19 protein-coding genes are annotated in these 22,213 nt (G+C 33.5%); 8 read left to right on the forward strand and 11 right to left on the reverse strand.

The window, feature by feature from the left end:
* Positions 1-53: 53 nt before the first annotated feature.
* Positions 54-866 carry an SDR family oxidoreductase gene (locus tag AC4FRF_RS00245; RefSeq protein WP_491157438.1) on the forward strand — a complete coding sequence of 271 codons (813 nt, stop codon included), beginning with the start codon at positions 54-56 and terminating at the stop codon, positions 864-866.
* Positions 867-985: 119 nt separating this feature from the next.
* Here the strand turns inward: AC4FRF_RS00245 and AC4FRF_RS00250 are convergent, their stop codons facing one another.
* Positions 986-1,843, reverse strand: a complete 858-nt coding sequence (locus tag AC4FRF_RS00250; protein WP_491157439.1) for a leucine-rich repeat domain-containing protein — start codon at positions 1,841-1,843, stop codon at positions 986-988.
* A gap of 180 nt (positions 1,844-2,023) precedes the next feature.
* Here AC4FRF_RS00250 and AC4FRF_RS00255 point away from each other — a divergent pair, with 180 nt between their 5' ends.
* Positions 2,024-2,509: a DUF1761 domain-containing protein gene (locus tag AC4FRF_RS00255; protein WP_491157440.1), complete on the forward strand. Its 486-nt coding sequence runs from the start codon at positions 2,024-2,026 to the stop codon at positions 2,507-2,509.
* A gap of 41 nt (positions 2,510-2,550) precedes the next feature.
* On the opposite strand, the gene AC4FRF_RS00260 is transcribed toward AC4FRF_RS00255, so the two are convergent.
* Complete coding sequence (locus AC4FRF_RS00260) at positions 2,551-2,829, reverse strand: 4a-hydroxytetrahydrobiopterin dehydratase (protein ID WP_491157441.1); 279 nt, start codon at positions 2,827-2,829, stop codon at positions 2,551-2,553.
* A 96-nt stretch (positions 2,830-2,925) separates the two neighbouring features.
* Here AC4FRF_RS00260 and AC4FRF_RS00265 point away from each other — a divergent pair, with 96 nt between their 5' ends.
* Entirely contained in the window at positions 2,926-4,083 is a 1,158-nt protein-coding gene (locus AC4FRF_RS00265) for a peptidogalycan biosysnthesis protein (RefSeq protein ID WP_491157442.1), read from the forward strand.
* Here AC4FRF_RS00265 and AC4FRF_RS00270 read toward each other — a convergent pair.
* Positions 4,076-4,957: a diacylglycerol/lipid kinase family protein gene (locus tag AC4FRF_RS00270; protein ID WP_491157443.1), complete on the reverse strand. Its 882-nt coding sequence runs from the start codon at positions 4,955-4,957 to the stop codon at positions 4,076-4,078. The two genes, AC4FRF_RS00265 and AC4FRF_RS00270, sit on opposite strands and share 8 nt — an antisense overlap.
* Positions 4,958-5,018: 61 nt before the next feature.
* Between AC4FRF_RS00270 and AC4FRF_RS00275 the strand changes: the two genes are divergently transcribed.
* The gene (locus tag AC4FRF_RS00275) at positions 5,019-5,984 is read left to right on the forward strand and encodes an App1 family protein phosphatidate phosphatase (protein ID WP_491157444.1); all 966 of its coding nucleotides are present in this window, start codon (positions 5,019-5,021) and stop codon (positions 5,982-5,984) included.
* Between the two features lie 765 nt (positions 5,985-6,749).
* Here AC4FRF_RS00275 and abc-f read toward each other — a convergent pair.
* Positions 6,750-8,657, reverse strand: a complete 1,908-nt coding sequence (gene abc-f, locus AC4FRF_RS00280) for a ribosomal protection-like ABC-F family protein (RefSeq protein ID WP_491157445.1) — start codon at positions 8,655-8,657, stop codon at positions 6,750-6,752.
* Between the two features lie 65 nt (positions 8,658-8,722).
* On the opposite strand from abc-f, the gene AC4FRF_RS00285 reads away from it, so the two are divergent.
* Positions 8,723-9,103 carry a DUF983 domain-containing protein gene (locus AC4FRF_RS00285; protein WP_491157446.1) on the forward strand — a complete coding sequence of 127 codons (381 nt, stop codon included), beginning with the start codon at positions 8,723-8,725 and terminating at the stop codon, positions 9,101-9,103.
* A 2-nt stretch (positions 9,104-9,105) separates the two neighbouring features.
* Here the strand turns inward: AC4FRF_RS00285 and AC4FRF_RS00290 are convergent, their stop codons facing one another.
* The 7 genes from AC4FRF_RS00290 to topA form a co-directional block, all read right to left on the reverse strand.
* Complete coding sequence (locus AC4FRF_RS00290; protein ID WP_491157447.1) at positions 9,106-10,155, reverse strand: NAD(P)/FAD-dependent oxidoreductase; 1,050 nt, start codon at positions 10,153-10,155, stop codon at positions 9,106-9,108.
* Positions 10,156-10,241: 86 nt separating this feature from the next.
* A complete protein-coding gene (gene porN, locus AC4FRF_RS00295; protein WP_491158281.1) occupies positions 10,242-11,132 on the reverse strand; it encodes a type IX secretion system ring subunit PorN/GldN in 891 nt (296 codons plus the stop codon).
* Positions 11,133-11,183: 51 nt separating this feature from the next.
* Positions 11,184-12,722 carry a type IX secretion system motor protein PorM/GldM gene (gene porM, locus AC4FRF_RS00300; protein ID WP_491157448.1) on the reverse strand — a complete coding sequence of 513 codons (1,539 nt, stop codon included), beginning with the start codon at positions 12,720-12,722 and terminating at the stop codon, positions 11,184-11,186.
* A gap of 54 nt (positions 12,723-12,776) precedes the next feature.
* Positions 12,777-13,427: a type IX secretion system motor protein PorL/GldL gene (gene porL / locus AC4FRF_RS00305; RefSeq protein ID WP_491157449.1), complete on the reverse strand. Its 651-nt coding sequence runs from the start codon at positions 13,425-13,427 to the stop codon at positions 12,777-12,779.
* 62 nt (positions 13,428-13,489) lie between these two features.
* Entirely contained in the window at positions 13,490-14,896 is a 1,407-nt protein-coding gene (gene porK / locus AC4FRF_RS00310; protein ID WP_491157450.1) for a T9SS ring complex lipoprotein PorK/GldK, read from the reverse strand.
* Between the two features lie 259 nt (positions 14,897-15,155).
* A complete protein-coding gene (locus tag AC4FRF_RS00315; protein WP_491158282.1) occupies positions 15,156-16,307 on the reverse strand; it encodes a formimidoylglutamase in 1,152 nt (383 codons plus the stop codon).
* A gap of 55 nt (positions 16,308-16,362) precedes the next feature.
* Positions 16,363-18,879 (reverse strand): type I DNA topoisomerase, encoded by a 2,517-nt coding sequence (gene topA / locus AC4FRF_RS00320; RefSeq protein WP_491157451.1) that lies wholly within the window; start codon positions 18,877-18,879, stop codon positions 16,363-16,365.
* 365 nt (positions 18,880-19,244) lie between these two features.
* Between topA and miaB the strand changes: the two genes are divergently transcribed.
* From miaB to AC4FRF_RS00335, 3 genes are all read left to right on the forward strand, one after another.
* On the forward strand, positions 19,245-20,690 hold the full coding sequence (miaB, locus tag AC4FRF_RS00325; RefSeq protein ID WP_491157452.1) for a tRNA (N6-isopentenyl adenosine(37)-C2)-methylthiotransferase MiaB: 1,446 nt from the start codon (positions 19,245-19,247) through the stop codon (positions 20,688-20,690).
* Positions 20,691-20,700: 10 nt separating this feature from the next.
* The gene (locus AC4FRF_RS00330; protein ID WP_491157453.1) at positions 20,701-20,838 is read left to right on the forward strand and encodes a hypothetical protein; all 138 of its coding nucleotides are present in this window, start codon (positions 20,701-20,703) and stop codon (positions 20,836-20,838) included.
* A gap of 61 nt (positions 20,839-20,899) precedes the next feature.
* On the forward strand, positions 20,900-22,156 hold the full coding sequence (locus AC4FRF_RS00335; protein WP_491157454.1) for a sigma-54 interaction domain-containing protein: 1,257 nt from the start codon (positions 20,900-20,902) through the stop codon (positions 22,154-22,156).
* Positions 22,157-22,213: the final 57 nt, after the last annotated feature.

The following is a 22,213-nucleotide window of genomic DNA, read 5'->3' on the forward strand; positions in this document are numbered from 1 at the left end:
TAATTAATTCGCACAGCTTTTAAAATAAATAATACCATCTAAAATTTAAAAAAATGAATTTATTCAATATAAAAGACAAAGTAGCTGTAATTACAGGAGGAACTGGAGTTCTGGGAAGTTCAATTGCCGAACATTTAGCTGCTTCAGGAGCAAAAATTGTGATTCTAGGAAGAAATCAAGAAACAATAGATCAAAGCATCGCTTCACTTAAGGAATATGGCTATAATGCACTAGGAATAGCTGCAAACATACTCGACAAAGAATCCTTAATACAAGCACGAAAAACCATTATAGAACATTACGGAAGAATAGATATTTTATTAAATGCAGCTGGTGGCAATATGCCTGGTGCAACTATAAGTGAAGATCAAACCATTTTTGATTTATCTATGGATGCATTTCAAACCGTAACGGACTTAAACCTAAATGGAACCGTACTTCCATCCCTAGTTTTTGGAGAACTTATGGCACAACAAAAAGAAGGAATAATCATTAATTTTTCATCTATGACGGCAGAAAGAGCCGTAACACGTGTAGTAGGCTATTCGGCTTCTAAGGCAGCCATGGAAAATTTTACTAGATGGATGGCTGTAGAGATGGCAACAAAATTTAGCGAAAAAATTCGCGTCAACGCCATAGCTCCCGGTTTTTTTATTGGAAATCAAAATCGGAAATTACTAACTAATGAAGATGGTTCTTATACAGCCAGAGGAAATAGTATTATTAACAATACACCTATGAAACGTTTTGGAGAAGCAGATGAATTAGCAGGAGCCATTCACTTTTTATGTAGCGAAGCCTCACGATTCATCACAGGAATTGTCTTGCCTATTGATGGTGGATTTAGCGCATTTAGTGGAGTCTAACTTTCGATAAAACAAAAAAACCTGTGAAAAAAATATTTTCACAGGTTTTCAAACACTAAACTTATTATAAAACTAACTTAATAAAAAAAACAATTCTCTAACCAAAAAACCATTCTTTATTATTCCTCAGACACAATTGGTCTCTTATCAACTTCAATAGCAACATTCATTAAATAAGCCACACCATTATCGTTAACCATTGTCATATTAAGTGTATCTAACATAGCCAACTTTTTACTCACCAAACCATTAAATTTATTATATGAAATATTCATTTCTTTTAAATTATTCAAATTTTCAATAGCTAAAGGCACTTGACCCTGAAAATTATTTTCAAACAAACTAAGATTAGTCAGTTGAGTCAAATTGGCTACATCAGAACTTAAAGTTCCACTTAATTTATTGCTATTTAACAATACTGTTTTTAATGATTTCATTTGATAGAATGAAGCAGGAATTGCTCCTTGAATTTCATTATTAAAAACAGCCAGAGTTTCCAAATTCTGAAGTTTTCCTAAATTAGAAGGCAATTCTCCAGTGAGTCTATTCATGTACAATTCTAAACTTTTCAAATTACTTAAATCACACAAAGAAGCTGGAATCGCATCAGATAAACTATTGAATGACAAGTCTAAAACTTTTAATTCTTTCAAATTACCCAAACTTGCAGGAATGACTCCTGAAAGATGGTTCTTATGCAAATTTAATTCTTGTAAACTTTGTAAATCACCTAATTCAGTTGGAATAACTCCCTCTAAGTTATTATCCTGTAAATCTAGAGCAACCACCTTATCATTTACTACTTTCACTCCTGTCCATGAAGTTAGCGGTTGAGACAAATCCCATTTTACTTTCCATTGACTACCATTAGTAGCCTCATATAATTTTAGGAGAATATCTTTGTCAGAAAGCGACACATTTGCCATCATTGAAAATGAAGACAATACCATTAAAAATAAAGTAACTATTTTTTTCATAACTCTCGCTTTTAGTTTCATAATGATAAATATAGTACAAAAAACAGTTTAAATACCAAAATAATCGATGAAATACACCTTAAAGTTATTTTAAAAAATAATTTTCCTACATTTTAAACAGAAAAACAATTAATAGAATTTTTATTTATATTTGAATAACTAATCAAAAAAACCAATATTATGGAAATTAACTTTTTAGCGCTATTTGTAGCTGCATTATCGACTTTAGTAATCGGATTTATTTGGTACAATCCAAAGATTTTTGGAACAGCTTGGATGAAAGAATCTGGATTAACAGAAGACAAAATGAAAGGAGCTAACATGCCCTTGATTTTTATCATGGCTGTCTTTTTTGCATTCTTAATTTCAATGATATTACAATTTCTCACCATACATCAATGGGGTGCTTTTAGTATGGTAGGTGGCGGAGGAGCAGTTGACATCAAACCATCTTATGGAGCATTCATGGCTGATTATGGCACTGCTTTTAGAACATTTAAACATGGAGCACTTCATGGTTTTTTAACTGGAGTTTTTCTGGCATTTCCTATGATTGCAACTAACGCTCTATTTGAAAGAAAAAGTTGGAAATACACCTTAATCAACAGTGGATATTGGACCCTATGCTTTATGGTTATGGGCGGAATAATTTGTGCTTGGCAATAAAAACACAACCTCTCTTATACATTTTTTAAGAGAGGTCTCTTTTAAGATAATTTATCGATGGCTTTAGCCAAATCAAAGTCCTTATGGGTTACTCCATTCGCATCATGTGTTGATAGTCGGATAGTTACTTTATTATACACATTAAAGAGTTCCGGATGATGGTTGTGTTGTTCAGCCAATAAACCCACTTGTACTATAAAAGCCAATGCCTGATTAAAATTTTCGAACTGAAAATTTTTCTCAATTCCATCTTTTTGAAAAACCCAATTTTTCAATTCCTGCATGAGAGATTCAGCTGTAATTTTATTAAAAGTCTCCATGATATTTCTTTTTGTATAAAGTTAGTTATTTTGAATCTTTTAACATACTAATCCACTTAAAATAGTAACTTCGCTATCGATTAATCCCTCACAGATTTGGAATCAGACTCTTCTTTTATAATATACGAAACTATCAATTTATTACCAGAATCATGGGATGATTTGGCACATAAAAACATTTTTCTTTCCCGAAATTATCTAAAAATACTCGAAACTGCAGCTCCCAAAAACATGAACTGTAGATTCATTGCTTTATATCAAAAAAAGGAATTGATTGGAATTGCGGTTTCACAATTTTTGGATTTAAGTCAGATTCCTTCTTTTGGTGAAAGAGATCATTGTTTACGAATGAAAATTAGAAATTTTGTTTTTAAAAGATTTGGCTCCAGAGTACTCATCATTGGAAACAATATGTTAACGGGACAAAATGGTGTCGCTTTTAGCAAAAAAGTTCCTGAAAAAACTTGTGTCAGAATTCTAAAACAAGCTGCTGATGCATTGGAACAGCTATACCAAAAGCAAGAAAAAGGTCCGCATCTCACTATTTTCAAAGATTTTTCAAACAAGCAAATTAAAGATTTTGATGTTCCTGAATTTCGTTCTTTTTACCGTTTTTCTACCCAACCCAATATGATTTTCGATATTAGAAATTCATGGCATTCATTTGATAATTATCTAGCAGAACTTACTAAAAAATACAGAGATCAATACAAAAGAGCCCGAAAAAAATCGGAGGATCTTCACAAACAAAAAATGAGTCTGGAGGAAATCCAAATGAATCAGGAACGCATTTACGAACTCTATATGAATGTGGCTCAAAAAGCACCTTTTAATACCTTTTATTTAGGCAAAAATCATTTTAAAATTTTCAAAAAAAATCTAAAAGATCATTTTTTATTTTATGGTTATTTCAGTAATAACAAGCTAATTGGGTTCAACACTTTAATTAAAAATGGTAACGACATCGATACCTATTTTTTAGGATATGATGAAAACTGCCAAAAAGAAAAAATGTTGTATCTCAACATGCTGTATGACATGATAGCCTATTCCGTAAACAAAAAATACAGCCGAATCATTTTTGCCCGAACAGCATTGGAAATCAAAAGCTCAGTAGGTGCAAATGCGGTTGAAATGTATGGGTTAATCAAACACAATAATTCATTTCTGAATTTATTTGTTGCCAAAACCTTTCATTATTTTGAACCTAAATTAGAATGGAAACAAAGAAATCCTTTCAAAGAAATTAATTAGCTTTTGGCAAAGCAATCTTTAATTTTCTGGGAATAATGCTAATATTCAAATCTGTTTCTGAGCCACAAAACTCTCCATCAACCTGAAAACTAACTGGTTTATTAATCTGAACCGACGCTTTATCAGTAGAAATCACAATAACATCTTTAGAGGAAACTGAAATTTTTCGCAACACAAATTTCATAAAAACACCAAAAGTAATTCGCTTTAAAATCACCAATTCAAACTTTCCGTCCCCCATAATACCAATAGGATTGATTACAACTCCAGTTCCATATTTTTGGGAATTAGCAATAACAATCATTCGGGCATTGGTCTCGAGTGTTTGTTGGTTAATTTTTATTTTAACATGAAATGATTTAACAGCATATAGTAGCGTTTTAAAAAGTTGCAAAGCATAACCTAATTTCCCTCTTAGAGCACTCTTTTCATAATTTTTAATGAGTTCAGCGTTTAATCCTAAATCGCTCAAATGTATGCAGATTTTATCATTTATCAGAATACAATCAATCATTACAAAGTCCTCTTGAAAAGCAATAGCAATATTTTCCTCTTCCGTTTTTAACAGGTCCAAATCGGTTGCCAATCCATTTGCAGAACCTGCAGGCAAAATCCCAAAAACAACATCTTCTTCATCTAAAGCTTCGGCTACTAATTTTATCGTTCCATCGCCACCTGCAACAATCACACGCTGGGGTTTATATTCTTTATAAAAATCCCTAACCCCCTCTAAATCATCAATTCCAGAAGTTTCATAACAATACAAATTGAGCTTTAAATATTGTGCATAATGTGAAACCTGCGCAATCAAAGCAGCCTTATTAATTCCTCCCGAAATGGGATTTACCACCATTATGACATTATTTTTCTGCATTTCTCTTCCTATTTAGTTTAAATTTAGCTAATTTAGAATAGATTACAAAAGAAAGCGTTAAATGAAACCTATTATAAAATTATATCGGGGTTATGCGAATGAGCAGGAACTCATTGTAATGGGACATGTTTTTTTGCCCACCAAAAAAGTAGATTATGATTTTCAGGATAAAAACTTTAAAAATGCGAGTTCCATCATAGGAATGTACCGCATGAAAACCTGGTCTAATGCCGATATTTATTTAAAACACCACCAAAAAACCATCCATACCCGAACACTCAATGATGGCTATTTTAAATTTTGTATCCCGCTAAATCAGGATGATTATGGCTGGGTAGACTATGAAGTTAGCTTAACCTATAAGGGAAAAACCATCGCGGCTAAGGAAAGCTACATTCGTCCAAAAGTGGACCATTTGGGCATTATTTCGGATATAGACGACACTTTTTTGGTTTCCTACACTTTGAATCCTCTACGAAAATTATACAATCTATTATTTCACAATGTCAACCGACGTAAAATATTTGAAGACGTTACTGTACATTATCAGGCTTTGAGCCAATCCGGAAGAGATGGCCATCAAGAACTGAATACTTTTTTTTATGTTTCCAGTAGTGAGTGGAATTTGTATCGGTTTATTGTCAAGTTTACCGAAATTCATCAATTGCCTAAGGCTGTTTTATTACTAAAAGACATTAAAACCAGCCTTTCTCAATTTTTCTGGACCGGCAGAGGCGGACACAATCATAAGTTTGAGAAGATCAAACACATTTTGGAATTTTACCCTAACTTAAAATATGTGCTTATTGGTGATGATTCACAGGAAGATCCTTTTTTATACGAAGCCATTGCTAAAATTTTCCCCTTGACCATTCAGGCCATTTATATCCGACAAACAGCCAAAGAAAAAAAAAACAAAGTGATTAAAACCCTGCAAAATCTGGAAAGTCTATCTGTAGAGGTCTGTTATTTTAAGAAAAGTAAAGAAGCCATCGCACATTCTAAGAAAATTGGGTTGATTAGTTAATCTTTATGTTTAAAATATGGCACGCACATTTTAGCAGATTCAAATATGAATTTAATTTCAAACTCAGCAAAGCCTAGTTCCTTACAGTCTTGGTTACAAACTTTGCGGAGCTTAAAAGTCAAGAATTATTCCTAATATATTGACTAACTATATTCATTAAATAAAATGTAACTACAACATATAAGAAAGTCAAAAAATAGTTTAAAAAACTTTTATCCGACAACTTAGATTTAAATACTTCCTCAAATCTTTTATTTTTATAATAAATTATATAATTAAAAATTAAAGGCAATATAAAAGCAATATAAATTAGTAATTGTGGTTCAACTTTAGAAAAAGAAAAAAAATACAATATACTTATAGCATTATATAGATTAATACTTTGAAGTCCGCTAAACAATATAAAAGCATGTAATTTGACATCGACATTTTTTGTTTGAAAATAATCGAAATTTGTAATTTTCAAAAACTTATAAATATTAATCAATATTATGTCAAAACATTTCATTTATATGATTTAAAAGATTTTGCGAAAATATTTTCTAGTTCTACTTTCAAAACTAAACAACATAAATCTATTAGCAATTTAATAAAAAACAATTTGCAAAACTATTTTTATTTTTTTTGACGAAAAATTCTTTTTAAAAATCCACAAAGTAATCACACACAAAAACAAAAAAATCACAGATATTCGTTGAGTAATAAAAAAACTCGGCGAATCTCTGTGACTCCTTTGGGAATCTCTGCGTAATTACAATAGATAAACTACAAATTATCAATCTCTTCCTGAACCAATTCCCAGTCCAGTAATAATTGATCTAAATCAGCTTTCTTTTTGTTGTAGGCTTTAAAAAAGGCAGCATCTTCAATGTGTTTATCATAATTAGAAGCAAGCATTTTATCATCGTGCTGAATGTCTTTTTCCAACTGACTGATTTGGCTTTCAATTTTACTCAAACGGTTTTGCAAGGTCTTCCCTTTTTTCTGGTCTTCGTAGGAGACTTTTTTATTTTCTTTAGGAGCCGCTGTTTTAACCACTTCTTTTTTCTCTACTTCACGCATATTTTCCATATTACGCTGTTCCAGGAAAAAGTTGATATCGCCTAAATATTCCTTTATTTTTTGGTCTTTGAATTCATAAACAATATTAGACATTCCCTGAAGAAAATCCCTGTCGTGAGAAACCAATAATAAAGTTCCTCCAAATTTTTGTAAAGCGGCTTTCAATACGTTTTTAGACTTAATATCCAAGTGGTTCGTAGGCTCATCCATCAGCAACACGTTGATTGGCTGTAACAACAATTTACACAATGCCAAACGGTTTCTCTCCCCTCCTGAAAGCACTTTTACCTTTTTCTCTACATCGTCTCCACGGAATAAAAACGAACCTAACATATCGCGTACTTTTGAACGATTCGTATCCAATGCAGCATCTTCCATGGTTTGCAACAAGGTAATTTCGCCATCTAAATATTCGGCTTGATTTTGAGCAAAATACCCCAACTGAACATTGTGCCCTAATTTGATTGTTCCATCGTATTCAAATTCATTCACCAATGCTTTGATAAAAGTTGATTTTCCCTGACCATTTTGTCCCACAAAAGCAATTTTACTGCCTCGTTCTACCAGCAACGAAATGTCTTTTAAAATCGTTTTGTCACCGTATGCTTTGGTTACATTTTCAGCTTCAATAACAACTTTTCCGGGCTCTTTAGAAACCGGAAACGAAATATTCATCACCGAATTGTCGTCTTCATCGACTTCGATGCGCTCTACCTTATCCAATTTTTTGATTAAAGACTGCGCCATCGAGGATTTGGTAGCACTATATCGAAATCTGTCAATCAATTTTTGAGTCTCTTCAATCTTTTTCTGTTGGTTTTTTTGTGTAGCTAATTGTTTTTCACGAAGCTCCTCACGTAATTCTAAGTATTGCGAATACGGCTTATTAAAATCATAAGCTTTTCCAAGCGAAATTTCAATGGTTCGGTTAGTCACATTGTCCAAAAACATTTTATCGTGCGAAACAATCACAACTACTCCCGGATAATTACGAAGGAAATTTTCTAACCAAATAATACTTTCAATATCCAAGTGGTTGGTAGGCTCATCCAACAAGAGAACATCATTATTTTGCAATAATAATTTGGCCAATTCAATACGCATTCGCCAACCTCCCGAAAAAGTTTCCGTTTGATTATCGAATACTTCTCTTTTGAAGCCCAATCCTAACAGAATCTTCTCAGTATTCCCTACATAATTGTAACCATCCAATAATTCAAAACGATGGGTATAATCTGCTAAATCTTCAATAATCTTAGAATATTCCTCACTTTCATAATCGGTTCTGGTAACCAATTGATGATTGATTTCTTCAAGTTTTTTCTCAACAATTTTAATCTCTGTGAAAGCTTCATAAGCTTCTTCCAGAACAGTTCTTCCTCTTTCAAAATCAATATCCTGACGCAGAAATCCCATTTTCATGTCTTTCTCCTGAGAAATTACTCCAGAATCGGGAGCAAAATCACCGGCCAACATTTTAAGCATGGTGGACTTTCCTGCTCCATTTTTCCCTACAAGACCGACTCTATCTCCAGCTCCTAATCGAAAGGTAACTTCTTCAAACAAATAAGTACCACCAAACGAAACCGATAAATTGTGTATATTAAGCATATATTGTGACTAATGTTACATGGGTACTTTCTATAAAAATGTACCTTTGATAAAAATTTTTGCAAATGTTAAAAAAAGGATCCAAACTAAATAGTATTTTAACAGGAACTTGTCCGAAATGTCAAAATGAAAGCATGTATGTGGATAAAAACCCATACAATTTAGCTAATGTTTTAAAAATGAATACCAAATGTTCCCACTGCGGATTGGTATATCAAATTGAGCCTTCCTTTTTTTACGGAGCCATGTATGTCAGTTACGGACTAAATGTGGCTATTGGAATTGCCGCTTTTATTGTTTCTTATTTATTTTTTGAAGCAACTATAAAAACATCCTTTATTATGATAATTGCTACCCTTATTATTTTAGGGCCAATGGTATTGCGATGGTCGAGGAACATTTACATTAATATGTTTGTGCATTACGACCCTAATTTTAAAGCTTAAAATTATCTTTTACGTTTTTCAAATCGGTTAATATTGATTTCTTTTTGCAAAGGAATTCCATATTCAATATTTTCAAATAATGCTTTGGCCATAGCCGGCCCTAGCATTACACCACGAGTACCTAAACCGTTCAAAATATGAATATAGCTGCTATCTGGGTGTGTTCCTACAATAGGCCTTCTGTCCTTAACCGTTGGACGCACTCCGGCAAAATGGGAAACAATATCAAAATCACAATTGATTATTTCTTTAATCCGTTCCACTAATTCCTGTTTTCCTTCCTCGGTAGGCAAATCGGTTTTGTCTTTCCAATTGTAAGTAGCTCCCACTTTGAACAAATTATTACCTAAAGGAAGTATAAAAACACTTGTATTGACAATTACGTCCAAATCCAAATCAGGAGCTTTGATAATAAAAAGCTCTCCTTTAGTTCCATCTAAGGGCAAATGATTGAAATAAGGATTGGCATGCATACCAAAACCTTCTGCAAAAATGATATGTTTAGCTTCTACACCCCTATAACTAACTCCATTTGGAAGTATTTCTAATCCTTCATAATCGAATGTTTGCTGCAACAAAAACTGCTCGCCTAAAAGATATTTTTTATACAATTCCAATAAAGAAGCCGTATCTACATAACCTGTATGTAATACTTCGCCATAATTGAACGGAGAATCAATACCTTCATATTTTTTTGTAATAATTTTGGCGGATAAAAAAGGAGCTAAAGCAGCTTTATCTGAGGCAGCAAACCAATTATTTTGTTCTTCAATAGAGAAAAATTTACGTAAAATAGGCTTTTTAAAATCAAGCTTCACCTTAAGTTTTCGCTCTAAATCAGCATAAAATTGATTCATTAAAAGCAATTGTTCCTTTGCTTGCCAAACCTCGCTAAAACGCTTTAAAATAACTGGATTATACAAGCCTCCGGCGATTTTGGATGAATTTTGCGATTCATTACTTATCACTAAAATACTTTTATTATTAGCCAAAGCCAATTCAGAAAATGAAATCCCCGCTAAACCACAACCCACAATTAAATAATCAATCATACTTTTTTAATTTGGAACAAAAATACAGAAAACAAAAAACTCCTACCATCCGGTAAGAGTTTTTATATTTTGTTGTGGCATCAATATTAGTAATTCCACATATCTGATTCAAAATCACGAATTTTTTCTTTCACACGCTCAGCTTCCAATAATTGGCTTTGAGCATTATCTTTCATGTATTCTTTAATTTCTCTATCACCATAAACATTTTCTTCCTTATAGATGACACTATTAAAACGTCTTGAATTCAAGATTTGGTCAAAAGAAATTGGCATGGCAGAATTTTTATTATTAAAAGCTTTGGCTTCATGAAGCACATCTCTTGCATCTGGGAAAAAAATCCAAAACAATTCAATATAATCTTTCTCATCACTATTCATCGTATAAACATCAGGTGTCACTGGACAAATAGCTAACAAGCGATACTTCAACTCACTCTGACGTTTATCGAAATACCAAAAACCTTTGATCTTATACTGAGTCACATCCTGAGCTGTTAAATCCGATCTTAAGACATATTCTTCTGACACACGTTGACCTGCATTTATTTGTTCTCTACCAGCATCTGTAGTATCAATTCTGCTTAAAGAAGCCTGTATATCTCTATAGGTTTTTTTGGTATTGAAATAACTATCTGCATATACTTCGGTAATTTCTCCACTTTTTATAGCTCTAGTTAAAACGTCATAAAGAGAACGTCTGTTTGAACCAATATTAGCAGTATCTACAGGAAAATATAGTGGAAAATTAATTTTTTCACTTAAATCAATAATTTCCCAAACCATTCTACCCATCAATACATCTCTATCATGAACATACCCATAAGCCAACGGCTTATCATTATCTGAAATGAGTTGCGCAGGAGTTTTCAATCCAATTTCTTCTGGAATTTTAGCATTCAGTAAATTAGACTGAGCATAAGAAGCCACTCCTCCAATTAAAGAGATTGCCAGTATCAAAAAATTTCTCATATTCATCATAGTATCATTAATAAGAATTGATGTAACCCTGTGGGTAAAACGTATTTATTATTGAATTTCAAAAATAACCGGAGCTGTTCTTGGTAATAAATAATTACCTGCACCAACCAATTTTGTTTTAATTTCTGAAATAGTAACCTGATCACCTCTTCCTGCTTTAGAAAGAACCGATTTACATTGTGCATTTAACCTATCTCCTTGTACAACTACAGTAGGCTGTCCAGTAACTTTTAAATTAAATCCAACCACATTCAAATTTACATCAAAATCAAAATCTTCTAGTTTAGCACCAATTGTAGCAATTTCAAGATTTGATTTAGGCCCTTTAACGATTCCCATTTCTCCTCTAATTGTTCCAGTTGGTCCAGGAATTCCTTTGATTCTAAATACTTTTCTATCTGAAACGGGTTGTCCGTTTGGTAGTTTTGCAGAAACATTAATTACTACTTCATTTCCACCTTGTGGATTCATTACATATTTTCCATTTCCAACTTTAGACAAACCTGGAGCTGAAACCGAAACATCTTTGTCAGAAATACCAGCAAAAGATACCGAGATTGGGTTTGAAACCCCTCTGTACACTACATTCATTTTATCAGCAGAAATAGTAGCTGAATTTGGTTTAGGAACTACTACATATTTCCCTGAGAATTTCAATGGAATCGGTTTTCCATCTTCCATAATATTAAATGATCCACCTATTGTTTGTTCTCCAATACCACCAGCGGTTAAAGAGATTAATGCCTGACCATTTACAACTTTACCTGGACCTTGGAAACCACTAAATTTTGCATCTGGATCATATTTACCCAATACAACTTTACCAGTAACCTGATCCCCTTGGAAATAAGCATTTTTATCTAAAACAACAATAGCTTCAAACTTACTATAAGAAGCTGCTGCTACTGCTGCTTTTCCTAAGGCTGCACTATACACATCAGATTCTGCTTTATTGATGTCATTTTGCCAAGTCGAAAGCTTTGCTACTGTAGCAATTGCTGGAAAACCTTTGAAATGATAGGCCAAAAATTTGTCTTTTAAACCTTCTTTATTTTTAACATCAGAAACATCAAATTTCGCCTCTACTTCTTTAATGATAGCAGCATATTTTTTATCTCCTTCTAAAGCCGATTTCATATCTGCTTTATACTGATTGATGGTTGCGATGATTTCGTTACCTTTTTTGGTATATCCTTCTCCAGTGAACCAGTCGTCAATATTATCACCTTTATCCATATCTTCATAAGGTAATTTTCCTGTTTCAGGATCTACCTCATATCCTTTAGTCGCTTGCTCCTTTAAGGAAGCGATGTAATTATAGAAATTATCGGTTATTACTTTTACTTTATGAGCGGTTTGTGATGCTACAGCAAATTCACCTTTAGCTTCTGCTGCTTTAGCATCTAGAGCACCTAACATTTGCTCATTGGATTGAATTGAATTTACATTTGAACTTTCAAATTTTTCGTTCATCAATCCAAAACCTGATATTACTTCTTTTGAAACATTCATTGCCAACATAGCGATGAAAACCAAGTACATCAGGTTAATCATCTTCTGTCTAGGGGTTAGTTTTCCTCCTGCCATATTTTCTAATAATTAGTTGTAGTAATTTTGTTTTATAGTCTTCGAACTTAATTATTATCCTTTATTATTCATTGCAGTAAGCATACCTCCATAAACATTATTCAATGAAGAAATGTTAGCCGTCATAGATTGCATTTGCTCTTTTAATTTAGACGCATTTTCAGCAATTTCTTTGTTTGCTTCTGCGTTTCTAGAAGCACTTTCTAATTGTACTTTGTACAAACTATTCAACGCTTCCATTTGAGCAGCTGCCATAGACAATTCGTCGCTGTATTTTTTGGTAGCCGCAATTCCATCAGCAGCAGGAGCAATTCCTTTAGCAGCTGATTCAAAATTTTTGATACTATTACCTAAGCTTGCCATCAATTCACCATCGATTTTAGCATCTTTTAATAAGTTGTCTAATTTTTGAGATAACAAACCTTGAGCCTCAGCAGGAGATTCAGCTTTTGGTTTTCTATTTCCATTTGGAGTGCCATTAGCTAGTTCGGGGTAAACAAGCGTCCAATCCAATTCAGCATCAACTGGTTCAAATGCAGAAAGCGCAAAAATAAATGCTTCCGTTAATAATCCAATAGAAAGCATCAAAGTACCTGTTAATGGTCCAATTTCAAAGTGGGTAATTTTAAAAAGAGCTCCAATAATTACAACTGCTGCTCCCATTCCGTATGCAAAATTCATTGCTTTTTTACCTAATAATGCCATAATCTTAAGTTTTTTAATAGTTTGTTAGTGTAGGTTTTATTTAATTTATTTAAGGGTATTTTTTATCTTTTTCTTAAGCCATTAGATGTTCCTGTAGTTTGAACTCCCATGTAATCCTGAACAGTTCTAAAACCAATATAACTTCTTGCAGAATCAGCGTATTCATAATCTCTTGTACTTACTTGCAAGAAATATGCAACGTCTTTCCAAGAACCTCCACGAACTACTTTACGTTTATTTGATGCATCTAATACATTTGGGTTCATAGTAGATACATATTCGTAAGCATTAGGATCATAAGAAGAATCAGTCCATTCAGATACGTTTCCAGCCATGTTATACAAATTATAACCATTTGGTTCATACGATTTAGCTTCCACAGTATACAAAGCCTGATCGGCAGCATAATCACCTCTATTGGGTTTGAAATTTGCTAAGAAACAACCTCTATCATTTTTGGTATAAGGTCCTCCCCAAGGATAAGTAGCCGATTCCAGTCCACCTCTTGCTGCATATTCCCACTCTGCCTCTGTTGGTAAACGGAAAGAGTTAATCAAATCACGTCCTGATTTTTTAGATTTAATATAAGAGTTTTTGTTTAAAGTTCTCCATGCACAAAATGCTTTGGCCTGAGTCCATTTAACCCCAACAACAGGATAATCACCATAAGCTTTATGCCAAAAATAGTCGTTGTGCATTGGCTCATTATAAGAATATGAAAAATCTTTAATCCAAACAGTGGTATCCGGATATACTTTTACTTCTTCGTTTCTTATAAAATCTTTTCTTTTACCAACTTTGGCTTTAGCAGCTGCTTGAATATCCATCCAAGAATAACGGAATTTCAATTTATCTACATCAATTGTACGTAAACCATTATAAGCTTCCTCAACTGGAATATACATAGAATCCATTACCTCTACATAATACTCATCTGGATAAGCTTTAGGATCCGTAATTAACTTTACCTTTTTATTTAATTTACGACCTGCATAAGGATCTTCAGCAGTACCTAAACTATAATAGTTATCATACATATACTTATCGTAAGCAGTCATTTTTTCAGGATCAGCATCATTAAATGCAAAATCACCAATACTACCAGCTTTCTTACCTTTTCCATCACCTGGCTTAGAACCTGTTTCATCAGCTAAAATTGCTAACTTCATACGTATTGTTGAATCTTTTACCCACTCTACAAACTGACGGTATTCACTATTAGTAATCTCTGTCTCGTCCATATAGAAAGAACGCACCGTTACTGTTTTAGTTTGAGCGTCTTGCACACCTGCTACATCCTCATCAGATTTACCCATAATATAGGCACCTCCTGGAACTAAAGCCATTCCATAAGGTTTCTCAGGATGCCATTTTGCTCCTTTAACACCGACTAACTCACCTTTATCACTCGATTTACCACAGCTTATTAAAAGTGACAAAATTGCTATAAATGCAATGAACTTCTTCATATAAATTCGGGTTATTTATTCTTTATTTTTTAAGTGTGTAAACGTATTTATTATTTATTAATAAAACAATATTTTTTTTCTTTTATTAAATACTTACTCAAATGTAAAGTTAATTAAATTATAAAAAAAATGTTTTATCGATAAAATGCACAAAAACACGATTAAAAGCATATTTATCGGATGAAACGTAATTTTTTAACTACACAATCTTATTATCAACATTTCTTTTAGAAACTTTAAAACCTATTTTAAAACAGCTTTAAAGCACATTTTTCCGTTGTGCTTTCCACCATCTTTCCGGCAACTCCTGATTACAAGCTCCCAAATACTCTTCGTATGAACAAGGTAATAACGTATTTCGCTTTAATTTATTATTCCCATTAGTAATAAATGGTATTTCTATCCACCAACGATCTGTTCGGTCACTTTTATAAAAAACCAATGTTTCTTCTTCAATAGGCACACTGTATTTGATATAATTTTCTCTACTACCAAAAGGATATTCTTTGGAACGATAATGAAACCCTTCTATGAAATACCATAAAATCTGGGCAATTAAAACAGATTCTTGCCTTGAATTACTATGATTAAAAACACCGAACATAGAAACCTTGTCACTGATTCCAGCATATCTAGCCAAAGTACAAATTTCTTTTCCATTAAAACCATTAGGCGCAAAAGAAACAAAATTACCAGAATCGGCAGATTTGACAGCGTTTAAATCCAAACTAACAATATCTGCATCCCTAAAAACAGGTTCAGCAATAGCAATATTATTTGAGACTTCACCCAAACGGTAAGCGTCAAAAAACAACTTTTCTACCAAGTCAATCTCTTCCTGAGAGTTATAATAGGTCTGATAACCAATATTGCAAAAATTAAACAAATTATTAGGCTCATCAATAATAATTTGAGACAAATATGAATCACTAGACATTAGTTCATCTTCTTTACCAAAGTCAAATTTACTATCAATAGCAACTAAATTAACCATTTGCTCTAACTCATCATACGCACGATACATGCTGTATGTTAAGTCTTGTGAACCACCAATAATTATAGGTATAATTTTATTTTTTATCAAATCAGCCACTACTTTACGCAATGCAAAATAAGTGTCTTCTTTTGTGTTTCCTGGTAAAATATCGCCCAAATCAGCAATAGTAGCATCCCAATTTCCTGGATACATACTATACAATTCCTGCCTTATAACCGATAAATCTCCTTGATTTTCAACACTAGCGCTTCCACGATTTTCAAAAACACCTATAAGAGCTATTTTTATTTTATCCAAATCCGGAAAATCATCTTTAGTATGAAAAACCACTTTACTTCCCAACTGTTGAGAGCTAAGCGATTGTAACACACCTAAAAATTCTTCGTTTATTGGCTCCAGAAAATCAAATCCTATCATAATATTTATTCTCAACTTTTTTACTTCCCGAGAACAAGAGAAAAACAGTAATTTATTTCTTCTTAGTAGTCGTTTTTTTAGCTGCAGGTTTTTTAGCCGCTGCTTTCTTAGCTGGCGCCTTTTTAGCAGGAGCTTTTTCAGCAATCAAGGCTTGCACTTGTTCCAAAGTCATTTTTGAAGCATCAACATCTTTACTCAGTTCAATCTTGATTTTCCCTTTCAGAATTACTGAGCGTCCCCATCTTGCTTTTTCAACTACAATTCCTTCTTCTTCCCAATTATGAATAACCTTATCAATATTCTTTTGAATTTTATCTTCTATCAAAGCCTCAATATCAGCTTGCGATAAATTATCAAAATCGTATTTCTTACTCACATTGATAAACATACCACCCCATTTGATAAATGGTCCAAAACGACCTGTTCCTTTTTGCACTCCTTCACCTTTATAAGTGGCAATTGGAGCATCGGCTTTTATTTTCTCATCAATTAATTCCTGCGCTCTTTCTTTAGTAACCGCTAATGGATCTTCTCCTTTTGGCAAAGAAATAAAAACACTACCATGACGTACATAAGGACCAAAACGACCATTATTTACCTCTACTTCTTCCTCTTTATAAGTCCCTAAAGCTTTTGGTAACAAAAATAAATTCAAAGCTTCCTCTAAAGTGATATTTCCAATATTTTGCTCTTTCATTAAGCTGGCAAACTTCTTATCTTCATCTTCCGCATCACCAATTTGAGCCATTGGACCAAATTTCCCCAAACGAACCGATACTGGTTTTCCTGTTGCCGGATCCGTTCCTAAAATTCTTTCTCCACTTTCTCTGTCCGCATTAGCTTCAACATCTTTTACCGTTGGATGAAATTGATCATAGAACTCCTGCATCATGGTTGCCCATTCAATATTTCCTTCGGCAATTTCATCAAAATCCTGTTCTACTTTAGCCGTAAAATTATAATCTAAAATATTTCCGAAATTTTTCACCAGAAAATCAGTCACAATAGTTCCAATATCAGTAGGAACTAGTTTTCCTTTATCTGAACCTGTGTTTTCTTTTAACAGTTTCTCTCCTAGTTTCCCAGATTGTAATGTTAATTGGGTATAATTACGTTCTTGCCCATCTAAATTCCCTTTTTCCACATAATTTCTATTAATAATAGTAGAAATTGTTGGCGCATAAGTAGATGGACGACCAATACCTAATTCTTCTAATTTTTTCACTAAAGAAGCTTCTGTATACCGAGCTGGCGGACGAGAATATCTTTCAGTGGCTGTAATGAAATTATTTCCTAATTTCTCATTTACTTTCATCGCAGGCAACATCCCTTCTTGTTCCTCTTCATCGTCATCATGGCCTTCTAAATATACTTTTAGGAAACCTTCAAAAAGCAATACTTCACCAGAAGCTGTAAACAATTCACTATGATTATTAGCTTCAATTTTTACATTGGTACGTTCTAATTTAGCATCACTCATTTGCGAAGCTAAAGTTCGTTTCCAAATCAAATCGTACAAACGCGCTTGGTCTCTATCAATATTCACTGTATGACGTGACATATCAGTAGGACGAATAGCCTCGTGAGCCTCCTGAGCACCCTTGCTTTTATTAGCAAATGTCCTAGGATTAGAAAACTCCTTTCCGTAAGACTTAATAATTTCAGCCTGAGCAGCATCCATGGCTTCTTTAGACAGGTTTACACTATCAGTTCTCATATAGGTAATCAATCCCGCCTCATACAAACGTTGGGCTAACTGCATGGTAATTCCAACTGGCAAATATAATTTACGAGCTGCTTCCTGTTGTAAAGTAGAAGTTGTAAATGGTGCTGTAGGTGATTTTTTTGTGGGTTTCGTTTCTAAATCTGAAACCTTATAAGTAGAACCGATATTTTTATTTAAAAAATCTTCGGCTTCTTTTTTAGTGTTGAAATTTTTAGGCAACTTAGCTTTGAATGATTTCCCTGCTTCATTTGTAAATTCAGCTACAACCGAATAGGAAGCTATTGCATTAAAATCCTGAATCTCGCGCTCGCGTTCTACAATCAAACGAACAGAAACCGATTGAACACGACCGGCCGAAAGTCCGCCTTTAATTTTTCTCCAAAGTACCGGAGACAATTCATAACCCACCAAACGGTCTAACACTCGACGTGCTTGTTGTGCATTAACTAAATTATAATCTATCTCACGAGGATTATCAATTGCTTTTAAAATAGCATTTTTAGTAATTTCATGAAAAACAATACGTTTTGTTTTGTTTTTATCTAATTTTAATTCTTCCGCCAAGTGCCAAGAAATAGCCTCTCCCTCGCGGTCCTCATCGGAAGCCAACCAAACCGTTTCGGCATTCTTAGATAAAGATTTTAATTTAGTAACCAAGGCTTTTTTATCAGGAGAAACTTCGTATTTAGGTTTAAATCCATGTTCTACATCTACCCCAATTTCCTTCGAAGGCAAGTCGGCAATGTGCCCATAACTTGACTCTACTTGGTAATCACTTCCTAAAAATTTCTCGATTGTTTTTGCCTTTGCAGGTGACTCAACTATTACTAAATTCTTTGCCATTGCTATATTTTTCTCAGACAAAAGTATCTATTTTTTTTAAATACAAAGACTTTAGAATTTATTTTTAAAAGATTTGACCATATACCTTAATTATATATACCTATAATTTCCAGACTTTCATGAGGCTATTTCTTTAGCATAGATTTAATTTTTAAGGAGTTCCCTAAAATTTAAAGAAGAGATATGTATTTTTTCATTATTCATCAAAAAGCCAACTAGTAGCCTTAAAAATAGTATTTTATAAAAACTAAAATATAAAACAGAAAACAACAATCTGCTAAATCAAAAAATACTGTTAATTCTTCATCTGACATCTTGTCATATCCGTTTGATTTCTCTTATCTTTGTACTTTGAAACAACTAGAATGGAAAAGATTATAGAAGAGAGTAAACAAGGCGAAAGTCTTGTACTGGAAAACAAACCAGAAAACAATAAAAAACTTTACATAGAGAGTTATGGCTGTGCAATGAATTTTTCGGACAGTGAAATAGTTGCTTCTATATTATCCAGTAACGGATACAATACCACACAAGTTTTAGAAGAAGCCGATTTGGTTTTGGTAAACACCTGCTCTATTCGGGATAAAGCAGAACAAACTATTCGCAAGCGTTTAGAAAAATACAATGCAGTAAAGCGTATTAATTCTAAAATGAAAGTGGGCGTTTTAGGTTGTATGGCAGAGCGCTTGAAAAGTCAGTTTTTAGAAGAAGAAAAAATCGTCGATTTAGTCGTTGGTCCGGATGCTTATAAGGATTTACCCAATCTGTTAAGCGAGGTAGAAGAAGGTCGTGATGCCATCAATGTCATATTATCTAAAGAAGAAACCTATGGTGATATTTCACCGGTTCGATTAATGAGTAACGGAATTACAGCTTTGGTTTCCATCACTCGCGGTTGCGACAATATGTGTACTTTTTGTGTAGTTCCTTTTACCAGAGGACGCGAACGCAGTAGAGAACCGCAAAGTATTATGAGTGAAATACAAGATTTATGGGATAAAGGTTTTAAAGAAATCACGCTTTTAGGACAAAATGTAGACAGCTATTTATGGTATGGTGGCGGACTGAAAAAAGATTTTGAAAACGCCAGCGAAATGCAAAAAGCAACTGCAGTCAATTTTGACCAATTATTAGAGATGGTAGCGGTTTCTTTTCCAAAAATGCGTATTCGATTTTCGACTTCTAATCCGCAGGATATGCACGAAAGTGTGCTGCACATTATTGCTAAATATCCAAACATTTGCAAACACATTCACCTGCCAGTACAATCAGGAAGTAACAGAATTCTAAAAGAAATGAACCGTTTGCATACTCGCGAGGAATACATGGCTTTGATTGACAAAATAAGAACTATTATTCCAGAAGCAGCCATCTCACAAGATATGATTGCCGGTTTTCCAACTGAAACAGAGGAAGACCACCAAGATACTATGAGTTTAATGGAGTATGTAAAATACAATTTTGGATACATGTATTCGTACTCTGAACGTCCAGGAACTTTAGCAGGAAGAAAAATGCAAGACGATGTTCCTGAAGAAACTAAAGCAAGACGATTACAGGAAATTGTCGATTTGCAACAAAAACACGCTTGGTATCGCTCTGAAGAATTTATTGGAAAAACAGTAGAAGTTTTAATCGAAAAAGTTTCTAAAAAATCTAAGGATGAATTCTCAGGAAGAAATTCGCAAAGTATAACGGTAGTTTTCCCAAAAGAGAATTACAAAATAGGTGATTTTGTAAATGTAAAAATTACTTCTTGCACCAGCGGAACTTTGAAAGGAGAAGCTGTTGGTTTAAGTGAGATGAATTAATTTTAGAAAAATGACAAGAAAACAAATACTCATCGCTATAGCTACTTTTATTCTAGGATTTGGGGCAACATTCTACATTATAAGAACTTATTTCCCAAAACATAAAGTAGAAAAAACAGCTACAGGTCTTAATCAAACAAATCCATAAAGTAAACTTTCATTCAGAAGGATTTTTAATCCGGAAAAAGAACACTTTAAATAAAATAGAAATGGAATCAGTACAATCAATAAAACAACGATTTGAGATTATTGGGAACGACCCAAAGCTCAATCGTGCTATAGAAAAAGCCATTCAAGTAGCTCCAACTGACATTTCGGTATTGGTTACTGGAGAAAGTGGTGTAGGAAAGGAAAACATCCCTAGAATCATCCATTCTCTTTCTCATAGAAAACACGGCAAATACATTGCTGTAAACTGTGGAGCTATTCCTGAAGGAACTATTGATAGTGAACTTTTTGGTCACGAAAAAGGAGCTTTTACAGGTGCTACCAGTACCCGTGAAGGTTATTTTGAAGTAGCTAATGGCGGTACTATTTTTCTTGACGAAGTGGGCGAATTGCCTTTAACAACTCAAGTACGTTTATTGAGAATTCTTGAAAACGGCGAATTCTTAAAAGTAGGTTCCTCTCAAGTACAAAAAACGGATGTACGCATAGTAGCAGCAACAAACGTCAATTTATTTAATGCAATCGAAAAAGGAAAATTCAGAGAAGATTTGTATTATCGTTTGAGCACAGTGGATATTGCATTGCCTCCTTTAAGAGACCGAAAAGACGACATCCATTTATTGTTTCGAAAATTTGCAGCCGATTTTGCTCATAAATACAAAATGCCCCCTTTAAAACTGGATGACCATGCGGTACAATTATTGCAAAAATACCGTTGGAGCGGAAACATTCGTCAGTTAAGAAACGTAGCCGAACAAATTTCGGTATTAGAAACCAATCGCGATATTTCGGGTGCCACTTTACAATCTTATTTACCGCCTACAGAGGGCAACAACCTTCCATCGGTAATTAAAAGTAATAAAAGCGAAAGCGATTTTAGCACCGAAAGGGATATTTTATACAAAGTGCTTTTTGACATGAAAAACGATTTGAATGATTTAAAAAAATTAACTCTTGAATTAATGAAAAGTGGTGCTGCCAAAGCTCAGGATATCAATCCGAATTTAATTCAAAAAATATACGGTTCTAAAGAACAAGACAGCGAAATCGAATTTGAAGAACAACCCGTAACAGCCGTAATGACACCAACACACACGGACAACTATAGTAATTCTGATGATAATTACCTGTTTGCAGAAACCATTGAAGAAGAAGAAGTACTACGTTTGGAACAAAAAGAAATCGAAATGATTAAGAAATCATTAGAAAAAAACAAAGGAAAAAGAAAAGCAGCGGCTGATGAATTAGGTATTTCTGAACGTACACTGTATCGAAAAATTAAGCAATTCGATTTGTAAAAAAACAACAAAATTAAATATCCAAATTCGAAAAAGCTTACTTTTGAAAAATCGTAA

The organism is Flavobacterium sp. ST-158, assembly GCF_058309975.1.

What these genes read in the sequence shown, in the direction of transcription:
- AC4FRF_RS00245 (WP_491157438.1), top strand. Translation starts at nt 54, where the DNA reads ATGAATTTATTCAATATAAAAGACAAAGTAGCTGTAATTACAGGAGGA.
- porM (WP_491157448.1), bottom strand. Translation starts at nt 12,722, where the DNA reads ATGGCAGGAGGAAAACTAACCCCTAGACAGAAGATGATTAACCTGATG.
- AC4FRF_RS00285 (WP_491157446.1), top strand. Translation starts at nt 8,723, where the DNA reads ATGTTAAAAAAAGGATCCAAACTAAATAGTATTTTAACAGGAACTTGT.
- AC4FRF_RS00270 (WP_491157443.1), bottom strand. Translation starts at nt 4,957, where the DNA reads ATGCAGAAAAATAATGTCATAATGGTGGTAAATCCCATTTCGGGAGGA.
- porK (WP_491157450.1), bottom strand. Translation starts at nt 14,896, where the DNA reads ATGAAGAAGTTCATTGCATTTATAGCAATTTTGTCACTTTTAATAAGC.
- AC4FRF_RS00250 (WP_491157439.1), bottom strand. Translation starts at nt 1,843, where the DNA reads ATGAAAAAAATAGTTACTTTATTTTTAATGGTATTGTCTTCATTTTCA.
- AC4FRF_RS00290 (WP_491157447.1), bottom strand. Translation starts at nt 10,155, where the DNA reads ATGATTGATTATTTAATTGTGGGTTGTGGTTTAGCGGGGATTTCATTT.
- topA (WP_491157451.1), bottom strand. Translation starts at nt 18,879, where the DNA reads ATGGCAAAGAATTTAGTAATAGTTGAGTCACCTGCAAAGGCAAAAACA.
- AC4FRF_RS00255 (WP_491157440.1), top strand. Translation starts at nt 2,024, where the DNA reads ATGGAAATTAACTTTTTAGCGCTATTTGTAGCTGCATTATCGACTTTA.
- porL (WP_491157449.1), bottom strand. Translation starts at nt 13,427, where the DNA reads ATGGCATTATTAGGTAAAAAAGCAATGAATTTTGCATACGGAATGGGA.
- miaB (WP_491157452.1), top strand. Translation starts at nt 19,245, where the DNA reads ATGGAAAAGATTATAGAAGAGAGTAAACAAGGCGAAAGTCTTGTACTG.
- AC4FRF_RS00260 (WP_491157441.1), bottom strand. Translation starts at nt 2,829, where the DNA reads ATGGAGACTTTTAATAAAATTACAGCTGAATCTCTCATGCAGGAATTG.
- porN (WP_491158281.1), bottom strand. Translation starts at nt 11,132, where the DNA reads ATGAATATGAGAAATTTTTTGATACTGGCAATCTCTTTAATTGGAGGA.
- abc-f (WP_491157445.1), bottom strand. Translation starts at nt 8,657, where the DNA reads ATGCTTAATATACACAATTTATCGGTTTCGTTTGGTGGTACTTATTTG.
- AC4FRF_RS00275 (WP_491157444.1), top strand. Translation starts at nt 5,019, where the DNA reads ATGAAACCTATTATAAAATTATATCGGGGTTATGCGAATGAGCAGGAA.
- AC4FRF_RS00335 (WP_491157454.1), top strand. Translation starts at nt 20,900, where the DNA reads ATGGAATCAGTACAATCAATAAAACAACGATTTGAGATTATTGGGAAC.
- AC4FRF_RS00330 (WP_491157453.1), top strand. Translation starts at nt 20,701, where the DNA reads ATGACAAGAAAACAAATACTCATCGCTATAGCTACTTTTATTCTAGGA.